General features: G+C 55.4%; 17 protein-coding genes. 12 read left to right on the forward strand and 5 right to left on the reverse strand.

Features of this window, described 5'->3' with window-relative positions:
* Nucleotides 1-53 precede the first annotated feature (53 nt).
* Both VSS37_RS03070 and VSS37_RS03075 read right to left on the reverse strand, forming a co-directional pair.
* On the reverse strand, nt 54-1,388 hold the full coding sequence (locus VSS37_RS03070) for a TolC family protein (protein ID WP_324693176.1): 1,335 nt from the start codon (nt 1,386-1,388) through the stop codon (nt 54-56).
* 342 nt (nt 1,389-1,730) lie between these two features.
* Nucleotides 1,731-2,405: a hypothetical protein gene (locus tag VSS37_RS03075; RefSeq protein ID WP_324693177.1), complete on the reverse strand. Its 675-nt coding sequence runs from the start codon at nt 2,403-2,405 to the stop codon at nt 1,731-1,733.
* 101 nt (nt 2,406-2,506) lie between these two features.
* Here VSS37_RS03075 and VSS37_RS03080 point away from each other — a divergent pair, with 101 nt between their 5' ends.
* The 3 genes from VSS37_RS03080 to VSS37_RS03090 are packed head-to-tail and all read left to right on the forward strand — an operon-like array spanning nt 2,507 to nt 6,623.
* Nucleotides 2,507-4,204 (forward strand): type I secretion system permease/ATPase, encoded by a 1,698-nt coding sequence (locus VSS37_RS03080; protein WP_324693178.1) that lies wholly within the window; start codon nt 2,507-2,509, stop codon nt 4,202-4,204.
* A 4-nt stretch (nt 4,205-4,208) separates the two neighbouring features.
* Nucleotides 4,209-5,528, forward strand: a complete 1,320-nt coding sequence (locus tag VSS37_RS03085) for an HlyD family type I secretion periplasmic adaptor subunit (RefSeq protein ID WP_324693179.1) — start codon at nt 4,209-4,211, stop codon at nt 5,526-5,528.
* Nucleotides 5,529-5,552: 24 nt separating this feature from the next.
* Nucleotides 5,553-6,623: a phosphotransferase gene (locus tag VSS37_RS03090; protein ID WP_324693180.1), complete on the forward strand. Its 1,071-nt coding sequence runs from the start codon at nt 5,553-5,555 to the stop codon at nt 6,621-6,623.
* 52 nt (nt 6,624-6,675) lie between these two features.
* Here VSS37_RS03090 and apbC read toward each other — a convergent pair whose 3' ends face one another.
* Complete coding sequence (gene apbC, locus VSS37_RS03095) at nt 6,676-7,764, reverse strand: iron-sulfur cluster carrier protein ApbC (protein WP_324693181.1); 1,089 nt, start codon at nt 7,762-7,764, stop codon at nt 6,676-6,678.
* A 210-nt stretch (nt 7,765-7,974) separates the two neighbouring features.
* On the opposite strand from apbC, the gene VSS37_RS03100 reads away from it, so the two are divergent.
* Together VSS37_RS03100 and VSS37_RS03105 are read left to right on the forward strand one after the other, a co-directional pair.
* On the forward strand, nt 7,975-8,253 hold the full coding sequence (locus tag VSS37_RS03100; protein ID WP_324693182.1) for a type II toxin-antitoxin system TacA family antitoxin: 279 nt from the start codon (nt 7,975-7,977) through the stop codon (nt 8,251-8,253).
* Nucleotides 8,250-8,762 (forward strand): GNAT family N-acetyltransferase, encoded by a 513-nt coding sequence (locus tag VSS37_RS03105; protein ID WP_324693183.1) that lies wholly within the window; start codon nt 8,250-8,252, stop codon nt 8,760-8,762. Before VSS37_RS03100 ends, VSS37_RS03105 begins: the two co-directional genes overlap by 4 nt.
* A gap of 8 nt (nt 8,763-8,770) precedes the next feature.
* On the opposite strand, the gene VSS37_RS03110 is transcribed toward VSS37_RS03105, so the two are convergent.
* A complete protein-coding gene (locus tag VSS37_RS03110; RefSeq protein WP_324693184.1) occupies nt 8,771-9,721 on the reverse strand; it encodes an AAA family ATPase in 951 nt (316 codons plus the stop codon).
* An 11-nt stretch (nt 9,722-9,732) separates the two neighbouring features.
* Nucleotides 9,733-11,649, reverse strand: coding sequence for a CHAT domain-containing protein (locus VSS37_RS03115; RefSeq protein WP_324693185.1), 1,917 nt, complete (start codon nt 11,647-11,649; stop codon nt 9,733-9,735).
* A gap of 83 nt (nt 11,650-11,732) precedes the next feature.
* Between VSS37_RS03115 and VSS37_RS03120 the strand changes: the two genes are divergently transcribed.
* The 7 genes from VSS37_RS03120 (at nt 11,733) to VSS37_RS03150 (ending at nt 19,062) form a co-directional block, all read left to right on the forward strand.
* On the forward strand, nt 11,733-12,053 hold the full coding sequence (locus tag VSS37_RS03120; protein ID WP_324693186.1) for a Pepco domain-containing protein: 321 nt from the start codon (nt 11,733-11,735) through the stop codon (nt 12,051-12,053).
* Nucleotides 12,054-12,061: 8 nt separating this feature from the next.
* Nucleotides 12,062-14,668, forward strand: a complete 2,607-nt coding sequence (locus VSS37_RS03125; RefSeq protein WP_324693187.1) for an SPOR domain-containing protein — start codon at nt 12,062-12,064, stop codon at nt 14,666-14,668.
* Between the two features lie 207 nt (nt 14,669-14,875).
* Nucleotides 14,876-16,381 (forward strand): electron transport complex subunit RsxC, encoded by a 1,506-nt coding sequence (rsxC, locus tag VSS37_RS03130; protein WP_324693189.1) that lies wholly within the window; start codon nt 14,876-14,878, stop codon nt 16,379-16,381.
* Nucleotides 16,378-17,454 (forward strand): RnfABCDGE type electron transport complex subunit D, encoded by a 1,077-nt coding sequence (locus VSS37_RS03135; RefSeq protein WP_324693190.1) that lies wholly within the window; start codon nt 16,378-16,380, stop codon nt 17,452-17,454. The genes rsxC and VSS37_RS03135 overlap by 4 nt, the downstream gene beginning before the upstream one ends.
* Nucleotides 17,451-18,092: an electron transport complex subunit RsxG gene (gene rsxG / locus VSS37_RS03140; protein ID WP_324693191.1), complete on the forward strand. Its 642-nt coding sequence runs from the start codon at nt 17,451-17,453 to the stop codon at nt 18,090-18,092. Before VSS37_RS03135 ends, rsxG begins: the two co-directional genes overlap by 4 nt.
* Nucleotides 18,089-18,784 carry an electron transport complex subunit E gene (locus tag VSS37_RS03145; protein WP_324693192.1) on the forward strand — a complete coding sequence of 232 codons (696 nt, stop codon included), beginning with the start codon at nt 18,089-18,091 and terminating at the stop codon, nt 18,782-18,784. Before rsxG ends, VSS37_RS03145 begins: the two co-directional genes overlap by 4 nt.
* Nucleotides 18,781-19,062: an RnfH family protein gene (locus VSS37_RS03150; protein ID WP_324693193.1), complete on the forward strand. Its 282-nt coding sequence runs from the start codon at nt 18,781-18,783 to the stop codon at nt 19,060-19,062. Before VSS37_RS03145 ends, VSS37_RS03150 begins: the two co-directional genes overlap by 4 nt.
* The last annotated feature ends 49 nt before the right edge of the window (nt 19,063-19,111 follow it).

A 19,111-nucleotide genomic window follows, 5' to 3' on the forward strand; every position in this document is an offset into this window, starting at 1 on the left:
CCAAACGAATTCGCCGAATACTAAACGAAAACAGTGGGCGCAGAAACCCAGCATTAGGGTTTGCCCACCATTCCCGCCACTTCTTCGCCCGGTTGCCGGGAAGAAGATGCCCAGGCGTTAATGGATTTCAGGGTTTCCAGGTCAAACGTCCCCGCCGTCTGCTCCAGTTTCATCAGACCCAGCAGGTAAGCATACTGGATTTCCAGATAGTCCCGTTCTGCCTGGAACACTTTCTCTTGCGCCAACAGGACATCCGTCATGGTGCGGCTGCCAAGGGAACGCCCCTCCCGGGTTGTTTGCAACGCTTCACGGGATGATTCCAGCAGTTTCTGATAAAGCCGGATGCGTTTGTAATCGCCCAGCACAGCCCTGTAGGCGTCGGCCACCTGCTGGCGCACCGTGTCCTGTTGCGCCGTAAGGTTTACCTGCGCCTGCTCCAACTCCAGCTTTGCCTTCCGGACGCTGGATTCCGTCCTGCCGCCGTCGTACACATTCATGTTGAACTCAAGGCCAATGCGGTTATCGGAACGGTCGCCAAGATTGTCCTGGTAATAATGGTCGCCATTATGCTGCATCACCAGGTTCACCGTAGGGTCGGAGCCAGCCCGGACGGCATCCAGGCGGGATTGGGCGATCTGTACCTGATACAGCGCATCCTGTATCGGCTTGTTGTGCTTGAGCGCCGCATCCTGCCAGTATTCCGCCTTACGCTGCGGCGCAAACTGTTCCAGCCAGCCCTCCCGCAAGTCATCCAACGCCTGATAGTTTTCACCGGACAAACGGAACAAGCGGGTGCGCTGCCCCTCCAGCCTGTCCTCCGCTTCCACAACCCGCACATCGATTGTGTCCTGATACGCCTGGAGTTCGTGCAAGTCGGTAATGGTGGCATTTTGCTGCTGATATTGGCGCTCCAGTATCTGCAACTCCTCAGCGCGCACATCACGCTCCTTCCGTATCAGCTTTAAATCATGGGCGGTAGCCAGAAAATCCAGATAAGCGCTGGCAACATTCAGGAACAGCTTCTGCCTGCTGTCCTGATACAGATTGTCCGCAGCGCTCACCTCGCTGGCGGCTGCCGTCCGGTCAATATCGGCTGCATGATCCCATAATGGTTTGCGCACAGTCACGCCGTAACCAATGGCAGCGCCTGACACAGCGCCGCTACCGTCAGCGTGATAGGGGGAGGCGGACACATCCACCTTGGGTTGGAATGCCGATATTGCCTTCCGGCGGTTTTCTTCGGCAATTTTGTAATTAATGTCTGCTGACTGTAGCGTTGTATCGTGCGCCAATGCCGCCTCGTACACTTGCAACAGGTTTTCAGCCTTGGCAGACACTCCAAACAATAGGCATGGCATCAGGACAACACCATAAATATATGTCTTCATTATTGTTTTTATTCATGAAAGATGCCCCAGCATAACATAAGGGCAGACACTCCGCTGTTGGAGCAGATGCACGGTAATAACATCAATAGCATTAAGCGCAACACCCATTAATTAATGCCATTAATCAGATGGCCGTCATGGTTTTATTGATAAGGGCTATACTGGCACCCTGCAATATGATGATCGTCAGCCCAATCATCAACTTAGATTGACCGAGTGTTGCAAACTCACAGCAGTACGTTTGCGTTCCAATGCATTACCCAACAATAAGGAAGAGCACCCATGAACAAATTCAGTCATTTTGGCTTTGACTATATTGGGGGAGGGGCCAAATGCGGCTCCTCATCCCATAATGAACACTCCACCCCAGCCGTTCCAGGCGGCAACTCCTGCAATGACCATCACGATGGCGTCAGCGGCAAACATGACGGCGGCGGCAGCGGACATGGTGGTGCGGGCGGCGGACACAGCCAGGGTGGCTGTGACACCGGGCAAGGAGGCCACGGCTCCGGCAATGGACACGGCGGGTTTGGCGGCGGGCACGGCCAGGGTGGGTTTGGCGGTGGACACGGCCAAGGCGGCTGTGACACCGGGCAAGGAGGCCACGGCTCCGGCAATGGACACGGCGGGTTTGGCGGCGGGCACGGCCACGGCGGGTTCGGCGGTGGGCACGGCCAAGGCGGCTGCGACACCGGGCAAGGAGGCCATGGCTCCGGCAATGGGCACGGTGGTTTTGGCGGCGGGCACGGCCACGGCGGGTTCGGCGGTGGGCACGGCCAGGGTGACACCGACAATGGGACTTGCCATGGCGGTTCCGGTAGCGGCTCCGGCTACTGGGACAACAAAGACGAATACGATGAAAATGGCTCCGGGGATTGCGGCTGTCCTCAATCCCCGGAAAATGACCCGGAAAACGGAACGGATGTCACCCCTGACGACAATGGCTCCCATGAGGAACAGCCACCGACTGACGATAGCGGAAACCATACTCCAGACGGTGATATCCTTTACTAACAATATCCTGAAGTTTCCAACTGCACACTGGACATTGCTTACCCTGGCAATGTCCAGCGGCACCAATCAAAGTGCTTAACAAATAAAATCACAATAATAAAAACATGTACTTGATTGAAAACCTGCATCCATCCCTGCAAAAGATACTTGACCAGAATGCCCCCACTTTCCGGGCCATCCTGGTTTTCAGCTTCTTCATCAACCTATTGATGCTGTCAATCCCGTTATACCTGTTGCAGGTGTACAGCAAGGTCATCCCCAGCCATGCGTTTGACTCCTTGTATTTTCTGACCGGAATGGTGATGGTCGCGTTGTCTGTGCTGGCGGCGTTGGAGCGGGTTCGGCACAAACTGTTTTCCAAGTTTGGTGCATTCTTCGATGAAATGATCAACCAGCAGGTGCTGGAAACCATCCTGAAAAAATCGGCTGACAAAGCCGCCCCCAAGTCCATCAAAGGGCTGGTGCATCTGGATACCGTGCAGCGCTTTCTGTCAGGCTCCCAGGTCATCTTCTTGTTGGACATTCCCTGGACGCCCTTGTACCTGTCAATCCTGTACCTGCTACACCCAGTGTTAGGCATAGTCGTATCGCTGGCCGCAGTTTTCCTGATCATCCTCGGGCTGATCAACGAAAAGGTGTCACGGCAATTGTTGCAAGACTCCGAAAACGCCAACAAAGACCGCTTTGATAAGGCCGCACATTTCGCATCAAATGCGGACATCATTGAATCCATGGGCATGCGCCCCAATGTGCTGGACCGCTGGGGCAGCATCGCGGAACAAACCCAAGGAAAACGGGCAAAAAACTCCACGCTGGAAATGCACATACGCACCACCCTTAAATTCTCACGGCTGTTGTTGCAGGTTGTCGTCGTCAGTGTCGCCACCTGGCTGATCCTCAATAAAGAACTTTCACCCGGTTCCACTATCGCCGCAGTCCTGCTGATGCGTCAGGCAGTCACCCCACTGGAATCGGCCATCCAGTCCCTGAGCCATTTCATCAAAGCGCGGGAAGCCTTTTTCGGCATCAACGAGTATTTGCACGACGGCGAAAAATTCAAAAAACCCCTGAACCTACCAGCCCCAACGGGAAAACTGGTGCTGGAATCCGTCGGCTTCCGTTATTCAGGCTCGCCACAGCCAGTCTTTGACAAGGTGAACCTGACCATCACCCCCAGGGAAATCATTGCCCTGACTGGCAAGATGGGAACGGGCAAAAGCACCCTCGCCCGTATCCTGGTCGGCCTGCTCGAACCCAGCCGTGGCAAAGTCCATTTGGGAAGCCACGACCTTTCCCTATGGGATTCCCGCCAATTAGGCCCCCATGTGGGCTATCTGCCGCAAAAGGCCAGCCTGTTCTCCGGCACCGTGCGGGAAAATATTTCACGCCTGGAACAGGGGGAAATCGAAAAGGTCATACAAGCCGCCAAGCTGGTCAGAATCCATAATATGATAGAAAACTGGCCAGACAGCTATGAAATGGATGTCGGTGAGGACGGCCAGAAGTTATCAGGAGGGCAGCGGCAGATGGTGGCGCTGGCACGGGCAATTTATGGCCTTCCCAAACTCATTGTCCTGGACGAACCGGATGCAGGCCTGGACAAGGAAGGGCTGGCATCACTGGCCATCGCCCTCCAGCTATTGAAAAACAAAGGTTCGATAGTCGTCATCATCACCCACAACCCTTCCATGCACCGTTTTGCGGACGCGGTCTACGAACTCAGCAGCGGACGCCTGAAACGCATTGATGATGAAAACAGCCAAAAGCCGACAAAAGTTGTCGACTTCGTCAGAAAAGCATAGCGATATGACACAAACAACCCTACAGGACAGCCGCAACAGCCTGGCCGACATCCAGCAGGAAATACGCAAAGGGTATTTCCTGATTGTGGGCCTGTTGCTGCTGTTTTCAATCTTCGTCGGCATTGTCCCCATCAAGACAGCCGCCATTGCGCCAGGCCAGTTGATCGTGGAAGGCGAAAAGAAATCGGTGCAGCATCTGGAAGGCGGCATTATCCAGCAAATTCTGGTCAAGGAAGGCGATTTGGTCGAAGAAGGCCAAGTCCTGGCCAAACTGGATGAAACCCGCCTGCGCACCGAGGTCAACAGCCTGGAAACACAGCTTATCCTCTCCCAAGCCCGTAAAGCGCGTTGGCAAGCCCAGCTGGCTGGCAGCAAAACCCTGGAGTTTTCCCCCTGGCTACTGGAACGCCGCCATAACCCACAAGCGGCCAGCGCCATGGATGACCAGCAAAAACTCTATACAAACAGCCAGGAATTGTTCAAGGAACAGCAAAAATCCTTCCAGCTCCAGATTGCGCAGGCGCAGGAAAAAGCCCATGGCAGCCAGCAGCAATTACAGCAAAAAAAGCAGCAGCACCAGCAAATCAAACAGGAAATCCAGAACCAGCAAAACTTGCTTGCCAAAGGGCTGGTGACCCGCTCCCTGCTGCTTGACCTGGAAGAACGCTCTGGCGACGCAGCGATCAACGCCAGCGAACTGGGCAGTTCCGCCACCGTCTATCAACACCAGGCCGAGCAACTGAGCAGCGAACTGGCGAAACTTGAGCACAGCCACCTGACTGAAGCCGCCGAAAAACTGGACGAACTAGGGGAGCAAATCGCCACAGCGGAACAGACCCTGATCGCCCGGCAGCAACAGCTGGCCCGTGCCAGCATCCGCGCCCCCATCAGCGGCTACGTCGTGAATATGCAGGTCAATACGCAAGGCGGCGTGTTGGGGGCTGGCCAGACACTGATGGAAATCATCCCCAGCCAAGGCAGCATGGTCGTGGAGGCGCAGATTCTTCCCAAAGACCGTGACGTTGTCCAGATCGGCCAACCCGCTGAAATCCGTTTCTCGGCATTCAAACAGAATGCCGGGCTGCCTATCCAGGGCAAGGTCAAACTGATTTCGGCGGACATCATCAAACACCCCGAAGACCAGTCCCCCTATTACAAGACACTGATTGAACTGGATATGGCGGCTTCGCAGCTACCGGACAACATGACATTGCACCCCGGCATGCAGGCTGAAGTCATGATTGTCACCGGGGAAAAAACGCTGTTGAGTTATATCTCGTCGCCACTGACGGCCAGCTTCAACCGGGCCTTAACCGAAAACTAACCAACAATAACATAAGGAACCGTTATGCAAACGTCTGCCCAAGCTTCCATCGGCAACCCCGTTCCCCCGCAAACCAGAACTTCGGCGTCCCGCCCCCCTGTTTTTTCCAAGGAGCAGATTGCGCAGATCTGCCAGGCCAGCATGAAGCAAGCCCCAGCGCGGGTCAGCTTTCCCGGCGGACGTTCCCGCTCTTCCTGCCAAGTCACACTGGCGGATGGGCAGCGCATTATCCTAAGCAGGCGTGCTGACGCCCGCGCCCGCCAGGAAAGCGACATCCTCAATTTGCTGGGCAGCCATCAGGCCGCCGCGCCGCACCTGCTGGCGACCTATCAGGACGATGTGCTGATCCAGGAAGAAATCATCGGCCAGCGCCTGTCATTGCGCCTGCAACAGGCTGACGCGGCGGCCAGCTTCAGTTTGCTGGGCGGAGCCTTGGGCGCTCTGGCCAAAATCCAGCAGATTGCATCACAAGCCGGGCTGGACAACCAACTGGCGGTGCTGGGCAGCGATGAGGCGTGGCTCAAGACATTCCTCCGCCAGCCGTTCCTGATTGGCAACGCCCTGAAAATACCCGTATCACGCCGGTTGGATGTGCGCCAGCTCTATATCGTGCTGCAATGCCGGACGCCCCGCTTCGTCAAATGGGATTCCAGACCCGGCAACGCCATGGTCACGCCGCATAACCGGGTGGTCTGGTTTGACTGGGAGCATGCCGGAGCCAGAAACCGTCTGGACGATATGGCTTGGTTGCTGGGCGATGAATTCACGCCTGACAACCCACTGGTGGAAAGGGAACTGATCAAGCGTTTCCTGCCCCATTTTGCCGACGACCTGAATGGGCAAGAGGCCATGCGCTACCTGATGGCCTATGGAACCTTCCACCTGGTCGTGCGTTTGGGGTTGATCCTGAAAAACAAGGGCGACAACGATTGGTGGGACCCCACCTATTGTCTTGAACAGGACAAGATCGGCGTCACCTTGGAATGCGCCCAGCGTTTATGCAGTAAAGGTAGCCGTTGGGCGCAAACGGAGAGCCTTTTGCAGCCGCTGGCAGGCTGGTTTGAAAAAGTTTCCAAAGAACTGGAAACACTCTGACTGACTGGAGCCGCCTTCCCGCCGCACAACGGGACGGGAAGGCGTCAGATGCTTACACGTTCATGATCTTGATGGTCGGGAACTTGGTGCTGTAATCCTTGGCCTGCCGCGCCAAACGGGCGGCGGCTTTGCGGGCAATGTTCTTGTAGATTTGCGCCACCTTGCCATCCGGGTCAGCCACAACCGACGGATTGCCATTGTCGACCTGTTCACGGATTTTGATGTCCAATGGCAGGCCGCCGAGGTAATTCACACCATATTGTTCAGCCATGCGCTGGCCACCGCCTTCACCAAAAATGTGTTCCGCATGACCGCACTGGCTGCAAATGTGGATACTCATGTTTTCGACAACGCCGAGAATTGGCACCTCCACTTTTTCAAACATTTTCAGTCCCTTGCGCGCATCCAGCAAGGCAATGTCCTGCGGGGTGGTGACAATGATCGCGCCGGAAACCGGAATTTTCTGGGAAAGCGTCAGCTGGATGTCGCCAGTGCCCGGTGGCAGGTCGATCACCAGATAATCCAGGTCGCCCCAGTTGGTGTCGCCCAGCAACTGCTCCAGCGCCTGCGTCACCATCGGCCCGCGCCAGATCATCGGGGTATCCTCCTCAATCAGGAAACCGATCGACATGGCCTTGACGCCGTGGTTTTCCATCGGTTCCAGGCTCTTGCCGTCCTGGGAAACAGGCTGGCCGTAGATGCCCAGCATGCGCGGCTGGCTGGGGCCGTAAATATCGGCGTCCAACACGCCGACTTTCGCGCCATCAGCCACTAGAGCCAGCGCCAGGTTGACCGCAGTCGTGGATTTGCCAACCCCACCCTTGCCGGATGCGACAGCAATAATGTTTTTGATGCCATCCTTACGTTTGACGCTCTTTTGCACCGCATGGGCGGCCACCTGGGTTTCCACACTGACATCAGCGTCCGCCACGCCTGCCGCCGCCAGCGCCGCCTTGATTTCCGCCACCAGCTCGTCCCGGTATTCGCCCGCCGGATAGCCTTGCACGACGCGCACCGCCACCTTGCCGCCATCGACATGAATATCCTTGACCTGGTTCAGGGAAACGATGTCCTGATCCAGATAACGGTCCTTGATTCCTTTTAGTAGCGCTTCAACCTGTTCGCGTGCCATGTCCGCCATTCCTGTCTCCTCAATGAACGTGAAAATCTGCGCGGGATTCTACACGCATCCGCCAACAGACCCAAATAAGCACCCATTCAATGTGCAGGTGTTTGCCTGCCGCCAAATATTAATGCCGGAGTTCCTCTTGCGGCGATCCCAAAAACAATTGGCGATTGCGGAACATTGTGCTAGCCTGTACGGTATTAATCCGTATCAGGAGCAAAAATCATGTCAGCAGAAACCATTGAGCGGTTTGACATCCGCTTGCCTGCCAGCACCAAACAGATGCTGGCGAAAGCCGCCGAAATCAACGGCAGTACTCTGACAGCTCTGGTTATCGGAGCAGCCATGGACAAGGCGCGTGAAATCTTGCAGGCGCACCAGCTTTTTGTCCTGAATGAACGGGATTGGCAGGCGTTCGTCACCGCGCTGGAAAACCCGCCCGAACCCAATGAAGCCCTGTGCAAGGCATGGGCTGAATACCACGAGGCGGGGCTTGTTGAGTGAAAATCGAGGCGTTTGACCCCGCCCGGCATAACCGCTCAGGCTTTGCATCCGGCAATCCTAGGCTGGATGAATACCTGCAACGCTACCTTTCCCAAAGCGTAAAGAAAAGTATCGTGCAAGCCTATGTCGCGGTTGACGATGGCGGCAAGGTGCTAGGCTACTACACCCTGTCCGCCGCGCATATCCGGCATGACGAGTTGCCCGAGGAAGCAGCGAAGAAGTTTCCACGCTACCCCATCCCGGCGGCGCTGCTAGGGAGGATGGCGACCGACACGGCGGCTCGCGGGGCGAATTTGCATGTCGGCTCGAAACTGCTTGTCCACGCCATGAAACAAACCCTGAAAGCGACGGGTACGTTGGGTGTGGCTTGCATGGTGGTGGATGCGAAGCCGGAAGCGGTGGGGTTTTATCAGCGCTTTGGTTTTATGCCGCTCAAACAGAAGGATGGGTTGCGGTTGTATTTGCCGGTCGAGACTATCAGGAAGATGCAGCAGCTATTCGCTGCCTGAATCGAGCTTCAAGAATATTCCTTCAACCGTTCCATATCCTGCCTGTCTTTCAACAGCACACCCAGATAAGGCAGCTTGGTCAAATCGTCTTCAGCGGCAATCAAGGCTTTTTGCAATTTGCCTTCGGATGTTTCCGCCAGCATCGCCATTACCCGCAACCATGCCAGAAACTCCCCTGTAGCCGATTTCCTGCGTAAATGCTTTTCACGCAAATCCATGAAACGGTTAACGGCGAGGTCAATGAAACCCTGTGATAATTTCCCCTGAAAATCTTCCCTGTGCGCCTGAATGGCGCGTCTTAACAAGGCTTCGTTGAATTCAATATGGTGGAAAACGCAACGTCGCAGAAAAGCATCCGGCAAGCGCCGCTCGTTATTGGAGGTAATGAATACCAGAGGCCGGTGGCTGCTGTCTCCGCCAATTTTCAAATCATCCAGTTCCGGGACAGTGAATTCCATCTGGTCGAGTTCGTGCAGCAAGTCGTTCGGGAAATCGCGGGGAGCCTTGTCGATTTCGTCAATCAGGACAACGCGGGTGGTGGCGGATTCCAGCGCCTGCCATAACACACCCTTGCTGACGGCTTTCCACTTGATGGCGTTGGTGTCGGTCGGGGCATCCTTGGAGCCTGCTTCCCGGTAATACCGCACATGGTCGAAGCGGTACAGAACATCCTGCGCCGAACTGTTGGATTTGACATGAAACTCCAGAACCTCACCCAGCCCCAGCATTTGGGCGACATAATAGGCTGTCTGGGTTTTGCCGGTGCCGGTATCGCCCGTCAGCAACAGGGGTTCGCCAATCGCGATGGCGGTATGAATGGCTGTTTTCAGGGCTTCGTCAGGGTCAAAGCGGATGGCGTCCCTTCTCAGGTTGCGGCGGTGGGACTGGTTGCGCTGGCTCAACAACTCATGGCCGTTGCGTGCGTTGGGGTGATCCAGCAGGTCAAAGGGGTAACTCATGGGGTTCATCCTTATGCGAAGTCGAAGTCGTCGTCAGCACTCGCCTGAACGCTTTCGGGGGTAATCATGACGCTGTGTTCATACAGGTTGATCAGGCATTCCAGCGTGCGTTGGTAATGGCCGCCGGTCTTCCTTTCGATTTCGGCAACCTTGGCGTCCACTATTTGTGCTGGCACGGGCAACTTGAAGGTCTGAATAAAGTCGCGCATGTGATCCTGGGAAATGGGTTCCAACGACGGCAAGCGTCTGACCATCAATTGCTGGCTATTCAGCGGCTTCAGGTGTTTGTCGTACTGCTCTTCCAGCTTTTTCAGGTTATCCAGTTCATAGCCCAGGGTGATGACCGCAGGTATGCGTGCCTTGACCAGTTCCGGTGCGACGATCCGCTGCCACCAATCCAGGAAAAATTTGAAGTTGGCGGGCACAGCCCAGTCCTTGTCCGTGGGGCGGACAGTTTGCAGGCGCAGGTGGAACAATAGGCGATGGCTGCCTGCATGAAGCGAGACTTCTTTCAGAAAGCGCGGAATGGCTTCAATACTTTTGGGCGCGGCGTGATAAATGCAGCGGAAACCAGCCAATAGGCTAGCGCGGAAAACTTCATCGCGGCTTTCATCGGGAATGGCTATCGGCCAATTCATCTGACAGGTAATCAAATCCATGTTGTGGGGAACTTTGTGGGATACCCGCTCATGCAACAAATCCACCCCAACACTGGCGTTGCCATACCAGATACAGCACAGCGTATCGACACTGGCATTGAGGACGGCTTCCAGGTACTCGCCGATATAGCCGCTCTGGCTGACGCGATCCAGCTTGAGGGGCCAGTCTTTGTCCTGCCGGTTGAGGTGATGTAGGTTGGGTTTGCGTTGGCAGCGCCATTCGGTGTAATGGCGGGTCAGGATGGGCGTCGCCCAGGATAAATCACCCACATCCTCGGAACCGCTGGTGACGGTGCGGTGTAGTGCTTCATGGGGCGATAGGGCGTCCAGCAGCAGGTATTTCAGGACGCTCAAGCCTTGCCGTTGGGCGACCGATACCCACGCTTCGGTACGGTTGGCAATCACGGCGGCGCAACCATAGCCCAGTTGCAGACCTGCGCCCATCTTGCCGCCGCTGGCGCTCATGCAGGCATTGATGTAACACACCGCAGGCGAGCCGCCGACTGCGCGTTGCAAGGTTTCCCGCAAATGGATCAGGCTCATGGTTCCCGGATTGGCGGATGTCGCTGCTTCCAGCCGCAAGCGTGAACTCATGCCGTCGCCTTCGCCATGCCCGTAATAATACAGCACGTCAAAATGCTGGCGTTGCAGGATACGTTCCAGTTCTTGACGTGTATGCACAATCTTGAACAGGGTGGGGCTTTCATAGGAACGGATTTCAGCCGTCAGATCGTCTTTTAGCTGACGGATATGGGCGTCTGTTCCCGTCAGTCCTTGGCCGTCGAGTTCTGGCGGGCTGAACACCAGCAAGGCGGGGAGGCTGGGCATGTCAATCCGTTGCGTGTTGTAGTCCCGAGCCAGGGTTATTTGCCAGTCGGCGTAGCGCAGGAAACGGTTGTCGCTGTCCCGCGCCAGCATGTTCCACGGCAGGCGATGGATGTGTTCGCATGGGCTGATGATGCGCAGGTCGACGGCTTCCTGATCCAGTTCCCTACCTCCATACTTACCCAAGGTTGCTTGGTAGAGGAATACGCCAATGTCGTACATGCCAGCTTCATCAGCATATTGCCTGATGCTTTTTTCATTGAACTTGTCCAGCAGATCAAGAACAGCTTGTAACGTTTTGGATTCATTGAGAAGGTTGAACCGGCATTCCGGGCGTAAATCCGCCTCCTTCAAATTGACACGGCGGTTTTGCTGCGGGAACTCCAAAGCAAGATCGTAGAGACCCTTCACCGGTTTTGGAGTCAGCCAGCAATTCAGTTGCATGTGAAGGTTCCCCTGTTGCCCTGCATGATATATAAACACGTTTGATCACACTTTTATGGTTAATATTTAGCAGGTTTGCAGGTATGAGTAAAATGTATATTCGCGTGGCTGATGAGGAAGAAGCTACCTTAACGTCTTCCGGCACACTATCAGGGCGTGGTGGACGCAAGCTACCGCCCGGCATCAAGGAAATCGACAGCGCCGAGCTTGCCAGCAAAATGCAGGAACTGAGCCAGCAACTGAGCGAGGTCTTCAGCAAGGTTGAGACTGTGGGCAAGTTCAAGTTGAACAAGGTTGAACTGGGTATCGAGATCAGTGGTGAGGGTGGCATCAACCTGATTGCCAACGGCAAGGTTGGCGGCAAAGGCTCCATCAAACTGGTGTTTGAACCGGCTAAACCCTGATCAGCATCATGTCGCCATCCGCCTCCATCCCTGTTTTTCCGCTTGCTCCATTTCTACTGGGGTTGGGGGCGATAGATATTCATTTGACACTGGATGATGTGCGCCGTGTCCAGCAGGTATTGGAGACGGATACCTGCTGGACACATGCGCGGTTGCGGCAGGTGTTGATGTCATTGCTGGCGAAAAATGAGCAGCAGCGTGAAGGGTTTGAACGGCTGTACGGACAGTTTCAGCAAGCAGATGATGAACAAGCAGCTCACCAGCAAATAGAGATCACCAGCTTACAGCAGGATTTACAACGGCTAATCACCCAATATGGGTCGCAATGGGAACAGGCGCAGCAGAACATCAGTGGACAATTTGAGAGAGAGTCAACAGCAGCAAACAATTGGTTTCGGTGGGTATTTGTTACGTCTGCGATTCTTATTATTGGAATTCTTGTAATATTATTCTATTGGCCAGATGTTATTGGTTCAAATACCCCATCTGACTCGTCTAGCTCTTCTTCAAAAGAGGTAGCTGCTTTAACTGATTTTTCTGGAGCAGAAATTTCACAGAGGCCACCAGCTCTTCATCCTAAAAGTTCCAATTCATCATCAGCTTGGTGGTTGGCGGCGTTTCTATCTACTTTGTTCTCTTTGTTTTTATGGTGGTGGCTGAGAAAGTCACGGCAAATGCCGGGATTACCAACAGCATTACATTGGCAGCAGGATAGCAAGACATATTTTGATCCTGCATCAATAGGTATGCCGATGCCTTTTTGGTTAAGTGATGTGGTATTGGATGAATGTGCTGACAGCATTGGCTTTTCTTCGATTGAAACTGAAAGTTTCTTGCTGAATATACCGGCTACAATCAAAGCATCCGCACAGGCAGCGGGTTTGCCGGAAGTTCGAATGTTGCCGCAGCGCTTCCTATTTCATATTTTGGTATTGGTAGATGTTACCGCTTCGGAACAACACTGGTGTCCAATGGGTTATGAACTAGTTACTGGATTATGTCAGCGCGGTTTACCTGTAACTTTTGGTCGTATATATGGAAATTTACGTGAATTTCGTTCTGATGAGGGTGAGTTAATAGCATTAGAATCATTGTCAGAAGAACGTGGTCATTATATAACTTTGATTTTTGCTGATGCTCGAATGGTAGATTGGCAGAAGGATAAGCTGTTATTGGAAGAGCTGGCCTTGTGGCCTCAATTGGTGTGGTTAACTCTTCGTGAACAACGCTTTTGGAATGAACGTGAACTGTATTTAAAGACCGCTGGCATCCGTTTGTGGGCTGTTGAACCCACTAACTTGGCTGCAATTTTCCATGAGTTATCTGGAGAATGGGAGCAACCGCAGACCCCACAAGTTCCATACAAGCGATTTATTGGGCGAGGAGCAAATGAACCGTTGGCTAGGTATGTGCAAAGGTTGTTGGGGGATACACTGCCATTAGCACGTATCGTAGCGGTATTGCCGCCGCCTGTCAGTCCAGCATTGCTGGTGCGTTTGTTGTCTGAGTTTTTTCCACATTTGTCATTGAGCCGCCTGCAACGCCTGTATGCTTTGCCAAGAACTGAGATAGGAGCAGTAGGGTTGCATTGGCAGGTGGATGTGTTGCGTTTGCTGCGCGGGCAGTTTCACCAATGTTATCGTGGGGCAGAAAAGCAGAGGGTAAAAGAAAGGCTATTAGCTTGGTATCAATCAGGTAAACCGAATAATGATGGTAGCCTGTGTTACTTCATCTGGTATTGGTGCTACTTGCGCTTGTTGTTGGAGTTTGATCCCAAACAAACCATACCAAAAATGGAACAATTACAGCTCTCTGTTATGCCATTACAAGCACAGATTGAACGTGAGTTGCAGCAGGATGCTTTGCCATTTCCGTTGCCAGAACCATCTGATGAAGAAAACCGCAAGCGGCTGATGCGTATTAGTAAAGGCAAGGTTATCAATGAAAAAATGGTGTGGCCAGCCATGCACTCCTATAAAATGGTACTATTACTTAGCTTGGTGATTTCTATGAGTTGCATTCTGATGGCGGCAATGCGTTCATTGGATTTATTTGTAACGAAAAATAATTCTTCTCAGAATGCAAATAATTATAAGTATTATACTGTTCAGAAGGGAGATACTGTATTTCAGGTGATGAGAAATACTGGTGTTTATTGGAAAGATATTATTAGATTAAATAATTTAACTGCGCCCGATTATTTGATTAATCCTGGACAGAAATTGATTATTGGCTATAATGGCGCACCCAGTTACGGTGTTGTTGAAACTTCTGGTACGTCTACATATTATGATTACTCTGGCTACAATGGGGGGGACAGTATTGACTCTTCAAAGACACCTCCCGCCCCTGCTTCTTATTATGATTATTCTGCGACGAATTCCGGTGATGGTGTCTCATATCCTATTCAGGTACTCGCCTCTTCCAATCGCGGTAATGCCGACGCTATGGTAAGTCAGATGCAGTCTATGGGGTTCAATGCTGAGATCAAGATTGACCAGGGGAGCGGCTATTACAAGGTGCTTTTGCCCTTCAGTAGCGAACGCGCGGCGAAAGCCAACTTGAATCGTATCCGTTCTTCTGTGCCGGACGCATTCTACATCGCCGTCCGTTAATTTTTCTACCCAAGCCTCTGATCCTCTCCCACCAACATGCCCCAAGTTCAGAACGGTTGTCGCAAACCCTACATCCCTACCCCCTTGTCACAAACCCCACCAATAAACACCCTATAAAAACCTTGTCTATTCATTAACATAAGCCATTCCTAATGAACTGGCACACTCCCTGCATAATCCTAGCAAAGTCATTTCAGAGGAAATGCCATGGGATACCTGACTACCCACAAAATCACCAAACTGTTCCGCATCCGTGGCGGCGTGCATCCGGACGACTGCAAGACCCTGAGCGCCAGCCAGCCGATCGAAGACCTGCCAATGCCAGACCTGTTGCACATCCCGCTACAGCAGCATATCGGTGCGGCGGCGAAACCGGCGGTCAAGCGCGGCGACCGCGTGCTCAAGGGACAGTTGCTGGCCAATAGCCAGGGGATGATTTCCGCGCCCGTGCATGCGCCGACTTCCGGACGTATCGTCGGCGTCGGCCATTACCCGGCGCATCACGCTTCCGGCCTGTCGGTGCACACCATCACCCTGCAACCGGACGGCAAGGATGAATGGGTTGACCTCAACCCGGTGGCCGACCCGTTCGCGCTGGAGCCTGCCGAAATCGCCGCGCGCGTGGCTGCCGCCGGGATCGTCGGCATGGGCGGGGCAACCTTCCCTTCCGCCGTCAAGCTCAACCTGCGCAACCGCTACGCGTTGCACACGCTGGTGATCAATGGCGCGGAATGCGAACCCTACCTCACCTGCGACGACCGCCTGATGCGCGAACAAGCTGTTGAGACGATCGACGGCATCCGCATCATGGCTTACGCGCTGGGGGTGGAGAACATCGCCATCGGCATCGAAAACAACAAGCCGGAAGCCCAGGCCGCGATGCGCGCAGCCGCGAAAGATTTCCCCAACATCCAGGTGATCGGCCTACCGATGCGCTACCCGATGGGATCGGAAAAGCATCTGGTGCAAACCCTCACCGGGCTGGAAACGCCCGCGCGCGGCCTGACCGCCGACATCGGCATCGTAGTGCACAACCCGGCCACTGCGCTGGCGGTGCACGAAGCCTTGCGCGCAGGCAAACCGCTGATCTCCAGGGTAGTCACCGTTTCCGGCGGGGCGGTCAGCCAGCCGCGCAACCTGCGGGTGCTGCTGGGAACCAAGGTGCAGACCCTGATCGACCATTGTGGCGGCTTCCGCGAAGAGCCTGCCCGTTTGATCAGCGGCGGGCCGATGATGGGCAACCTGCTGCCCGACACCCGCGTACCGACCGTCAAAGGCGGCAACGGCGTCCTCGCCCTGACCGCGAAAGAGGTTTCCGAAAACCAGGAATCGCCCTGCATCCGCTGCGCCAGTTGCGTGCAAGCGTGCCCCTGCGGCCTGCTGCCGCTGGAAATGGCCGCCAACGCCCGCGCGGGCAATCTGGACGCTGTCACCAAGCTGGGGCTGCTGGATTGCATCGCCTGCGGCTCCTGTTCGTATGTGTGCCCGTCGCACATTCCGCTGGTGCAGTATTTCAACTACGCCAAGGGCGAACTGGCCAACCGTCAGCGCGCCAAGCACAAGCAGGACGAAACCAAACGCCTGATAGAGTTGCGCAACGCCCGGATGGAAGCCCTGGCGCGCGCCAAGAAAGAGGCGATGGAGCGCCGCAAGCGTGAAGCCGCCGCCAAGAAAGCCGCCGCAGCGAAGAAAGCGGAGGGAGCCAGCGCATGAGCAGCCCAATGATCAGCAGCCCGCATACCCATTCCGGCAAAAGCGTCCAGAACACCATGCTGTTGGTGATGCTGGCGCTGGCCCCGGCGACCTCCTTCGGCCTGTACCTGTTCGGCTGGCCCGCCATCAACCTGTTCCTGGTCACCATCCTCGGCTGTCTGCTGTTTGAAGCCATCAGCCTCAGGATCATGGGCAAGCCGGTTGGCAAATACCTGTTTGACGGTTCCGCCATCCTCACCGGCTGGTTGCTGGCGATGAGCCTGCCGCCGTCCGCGCCGTGGTGGATCGGCATACTCGGTGCTTTCCTGGCCATTGTGATTGGCAAGCAGGTGTTCGGCGGCATCGGCCAGAACCTGTTCAACCCGGCGATGGTGGCGCGGGTCGCCTTGCTGATTTCGTTCCCGCTGGAAATGACCACCTGGGCCCACCCTGCCCCGCTGTTTGGTGCACAAGCGCCGGATTTCATGCAAGGCTTGCAGATCACCTTCGGCGGTTGGGCGCCGGACGGGTTTAGCGGCGCGACCACGCTGGGGCATATCCGCACGGAAACCGGCCAGGGGCATGCGTTGTCCTCACTCACCGGCTTGGCCGACAGCTCCAGCATGGCAATAGGCTGGGTTGGCGGCAGCATGGGGGAAACCTCCGCATTGTTGCTGCTCGGCGGCGGCCTGTTCCTGCTGTGGAAACAGATCATCAGCTGGCGCATCCCGGTATCGCTGATCGGCACGCTGTTGCTGCTGGCGGTGGTCATGCACGCCATCCACCCGGAAAAATTCCCCGGCATCGAAGTGCATTTGCTGGCCGGTGCGACCTTGCTGGGCGCGTTCTTCATCGCCACTGACCTGGTGACTTCACCCGTGTCGCCCACCGGGCAACTGGTGTTCGGCGCGGGCTGCGGGCTGCTGGTGTACGTGATCCGCACCTGGGCGGGCTACCCGGAAGGCATGGCCTTCGCGGTATTGCTGATGAATGCCCTGACGCCGCTGATCGACCACTACATGCGTCCGCGCATTTACGGGCGTGACCGCAAGGGCGAGCCGCTCAACTACGTCAGCGAGGGAGGCAAGCCATGAGCGCCGATGCGACCGTCAAAACCGGCCTGGACAAATGGCTGGACAGGATTCCCTATCAGGCGGTGTTGCTGGGCGTTTGCGCCGCCATCGCCGCCGCCCTGTTGGTGGGGGTTGACAACGCCACCCGCGAACCGATCGCCCAACGCAAGATGGAAGACCTGCAAGCTTCCTTGGAACAGGTTGTCCCGCATGAATTGCACGACAACAATATGGTGGCCAAGCCGCTGCTGCTGAAAGACGCCAGCGGCAAGGACGTGAACGTCTACCAAGGCACCAAGGCAGGCAAGGTGACGGCGCTGGTCTGGGAAACGGTCGGCATCGGCTACGCTGGCGAAATCCGCACCATTATTGCCGTCGACCCGGAAGGCAAGATTCTCGGCACGCGCGTGCTTGCCCACAAGGAAACGCCAGGGCTGGGCGACAAGATTGAGGCGGCCAAATCCGACTGGATCAGCAAATTCACCGGCCTGTCGCTCGGCAATCCGCCAGAAGACCAGTGGAAAGTGAAAAAAGATGGCGGCCAGTTCGACCAGTTCAGCGGTGCCACCATCACCCCGCGCGGGGTGGTGAAAAGCATCCGTGAAGCCCTGCAATTTTTCGCGGCGCACAAGGCCGACATGCTGGAGGTGAAACCATGAGCAATGATTACGCCCGCATTGTGCGGGACGGCCTTTGGGACAACAACGTGGTGTTCGCCCAAGGGCTGGCGCTGTGCCCGACGCTGGCGGTCACCAGTTCCGCCACCAACGGCCTTGGCATGGGGCTGGCGACCACCGCTGTATTGGTGATCTCCAATTTGCTGGTGTCATCAGTGCGCCAGATCGTCAGCCCGGCGGTGCGGATTCCGGTCTACATCGTCCTGATCGCCACCCTGGTGACGCTGGTGGACATGTCGCTGAACGCCTGGGTGCATGAGCTGTACAAGGTGCTGGGCCTGTTCATCGCACTGATCGTGGTCAATTGCGCGATTCTGGGACGGGCGGAATCGTTCGCCTCCAAAAATTCGCCAGTCCCTTCCGTCGTTGATGGCCTGATGATGGGGCTTGGCTTCACCCTGGCGTTGATGGCACTGGGCGGGATACGCGAAATCCTGGGAACCGGCACGCTGTTTGCGGGCGCATCGCTGCTGTTGGGCAAGACGTTTTCCTTTATGGAGCTGACCGTCATTCCCGGTTACCGTGGCTTTTTGCTGATGATTTTACCGGCAGGCGGCTTTATGGCACTGGGCTTCCTGTTGGCTGGCAAGCGGATTCTGGATACCAAACTGGCGGCGCGGCGCGAGCGTAAAGCAGCCCTGCCGGATGCGGAACTGGCGGGAGGTGAAGCATGAATGTGGGCATCGCATACGCGGACAAATTCAGACAGACCTGGCTGAAACTGGAAGTGCCGGATGGCAGCACTGTCCAGGAAGCGATTGAACATTCCGGCATCCTCAAACAGTTTCCCGACGTGGATCTGGAAGCGCAAGCCGTAGGCATTTTCGGCAAGATCACTGATCTGGACGCCAAGGTCAAGGACGGTGACCGGGTGGAAATCTACCGCCCGATCACGGCAGACCCGGAAAAGGTCGAGCGGCGTGACCGGGACAATGACGGCGACGACGAGTGACTGCCGCACCGCAACATTAAGAATGCAGAAGTGATGATTTGGCTCAAGA

Origin of the sequence: Candidatus Thiothrix phosphatis (assembly GCF_035668035.1) — a bacterium.
GTDB lineage: Bacteria > Pseudomonadota > Gammaproteobacteria > Thiotrichales > Thiotrichaceae > Thiothrix > Thiothrix phosphatis.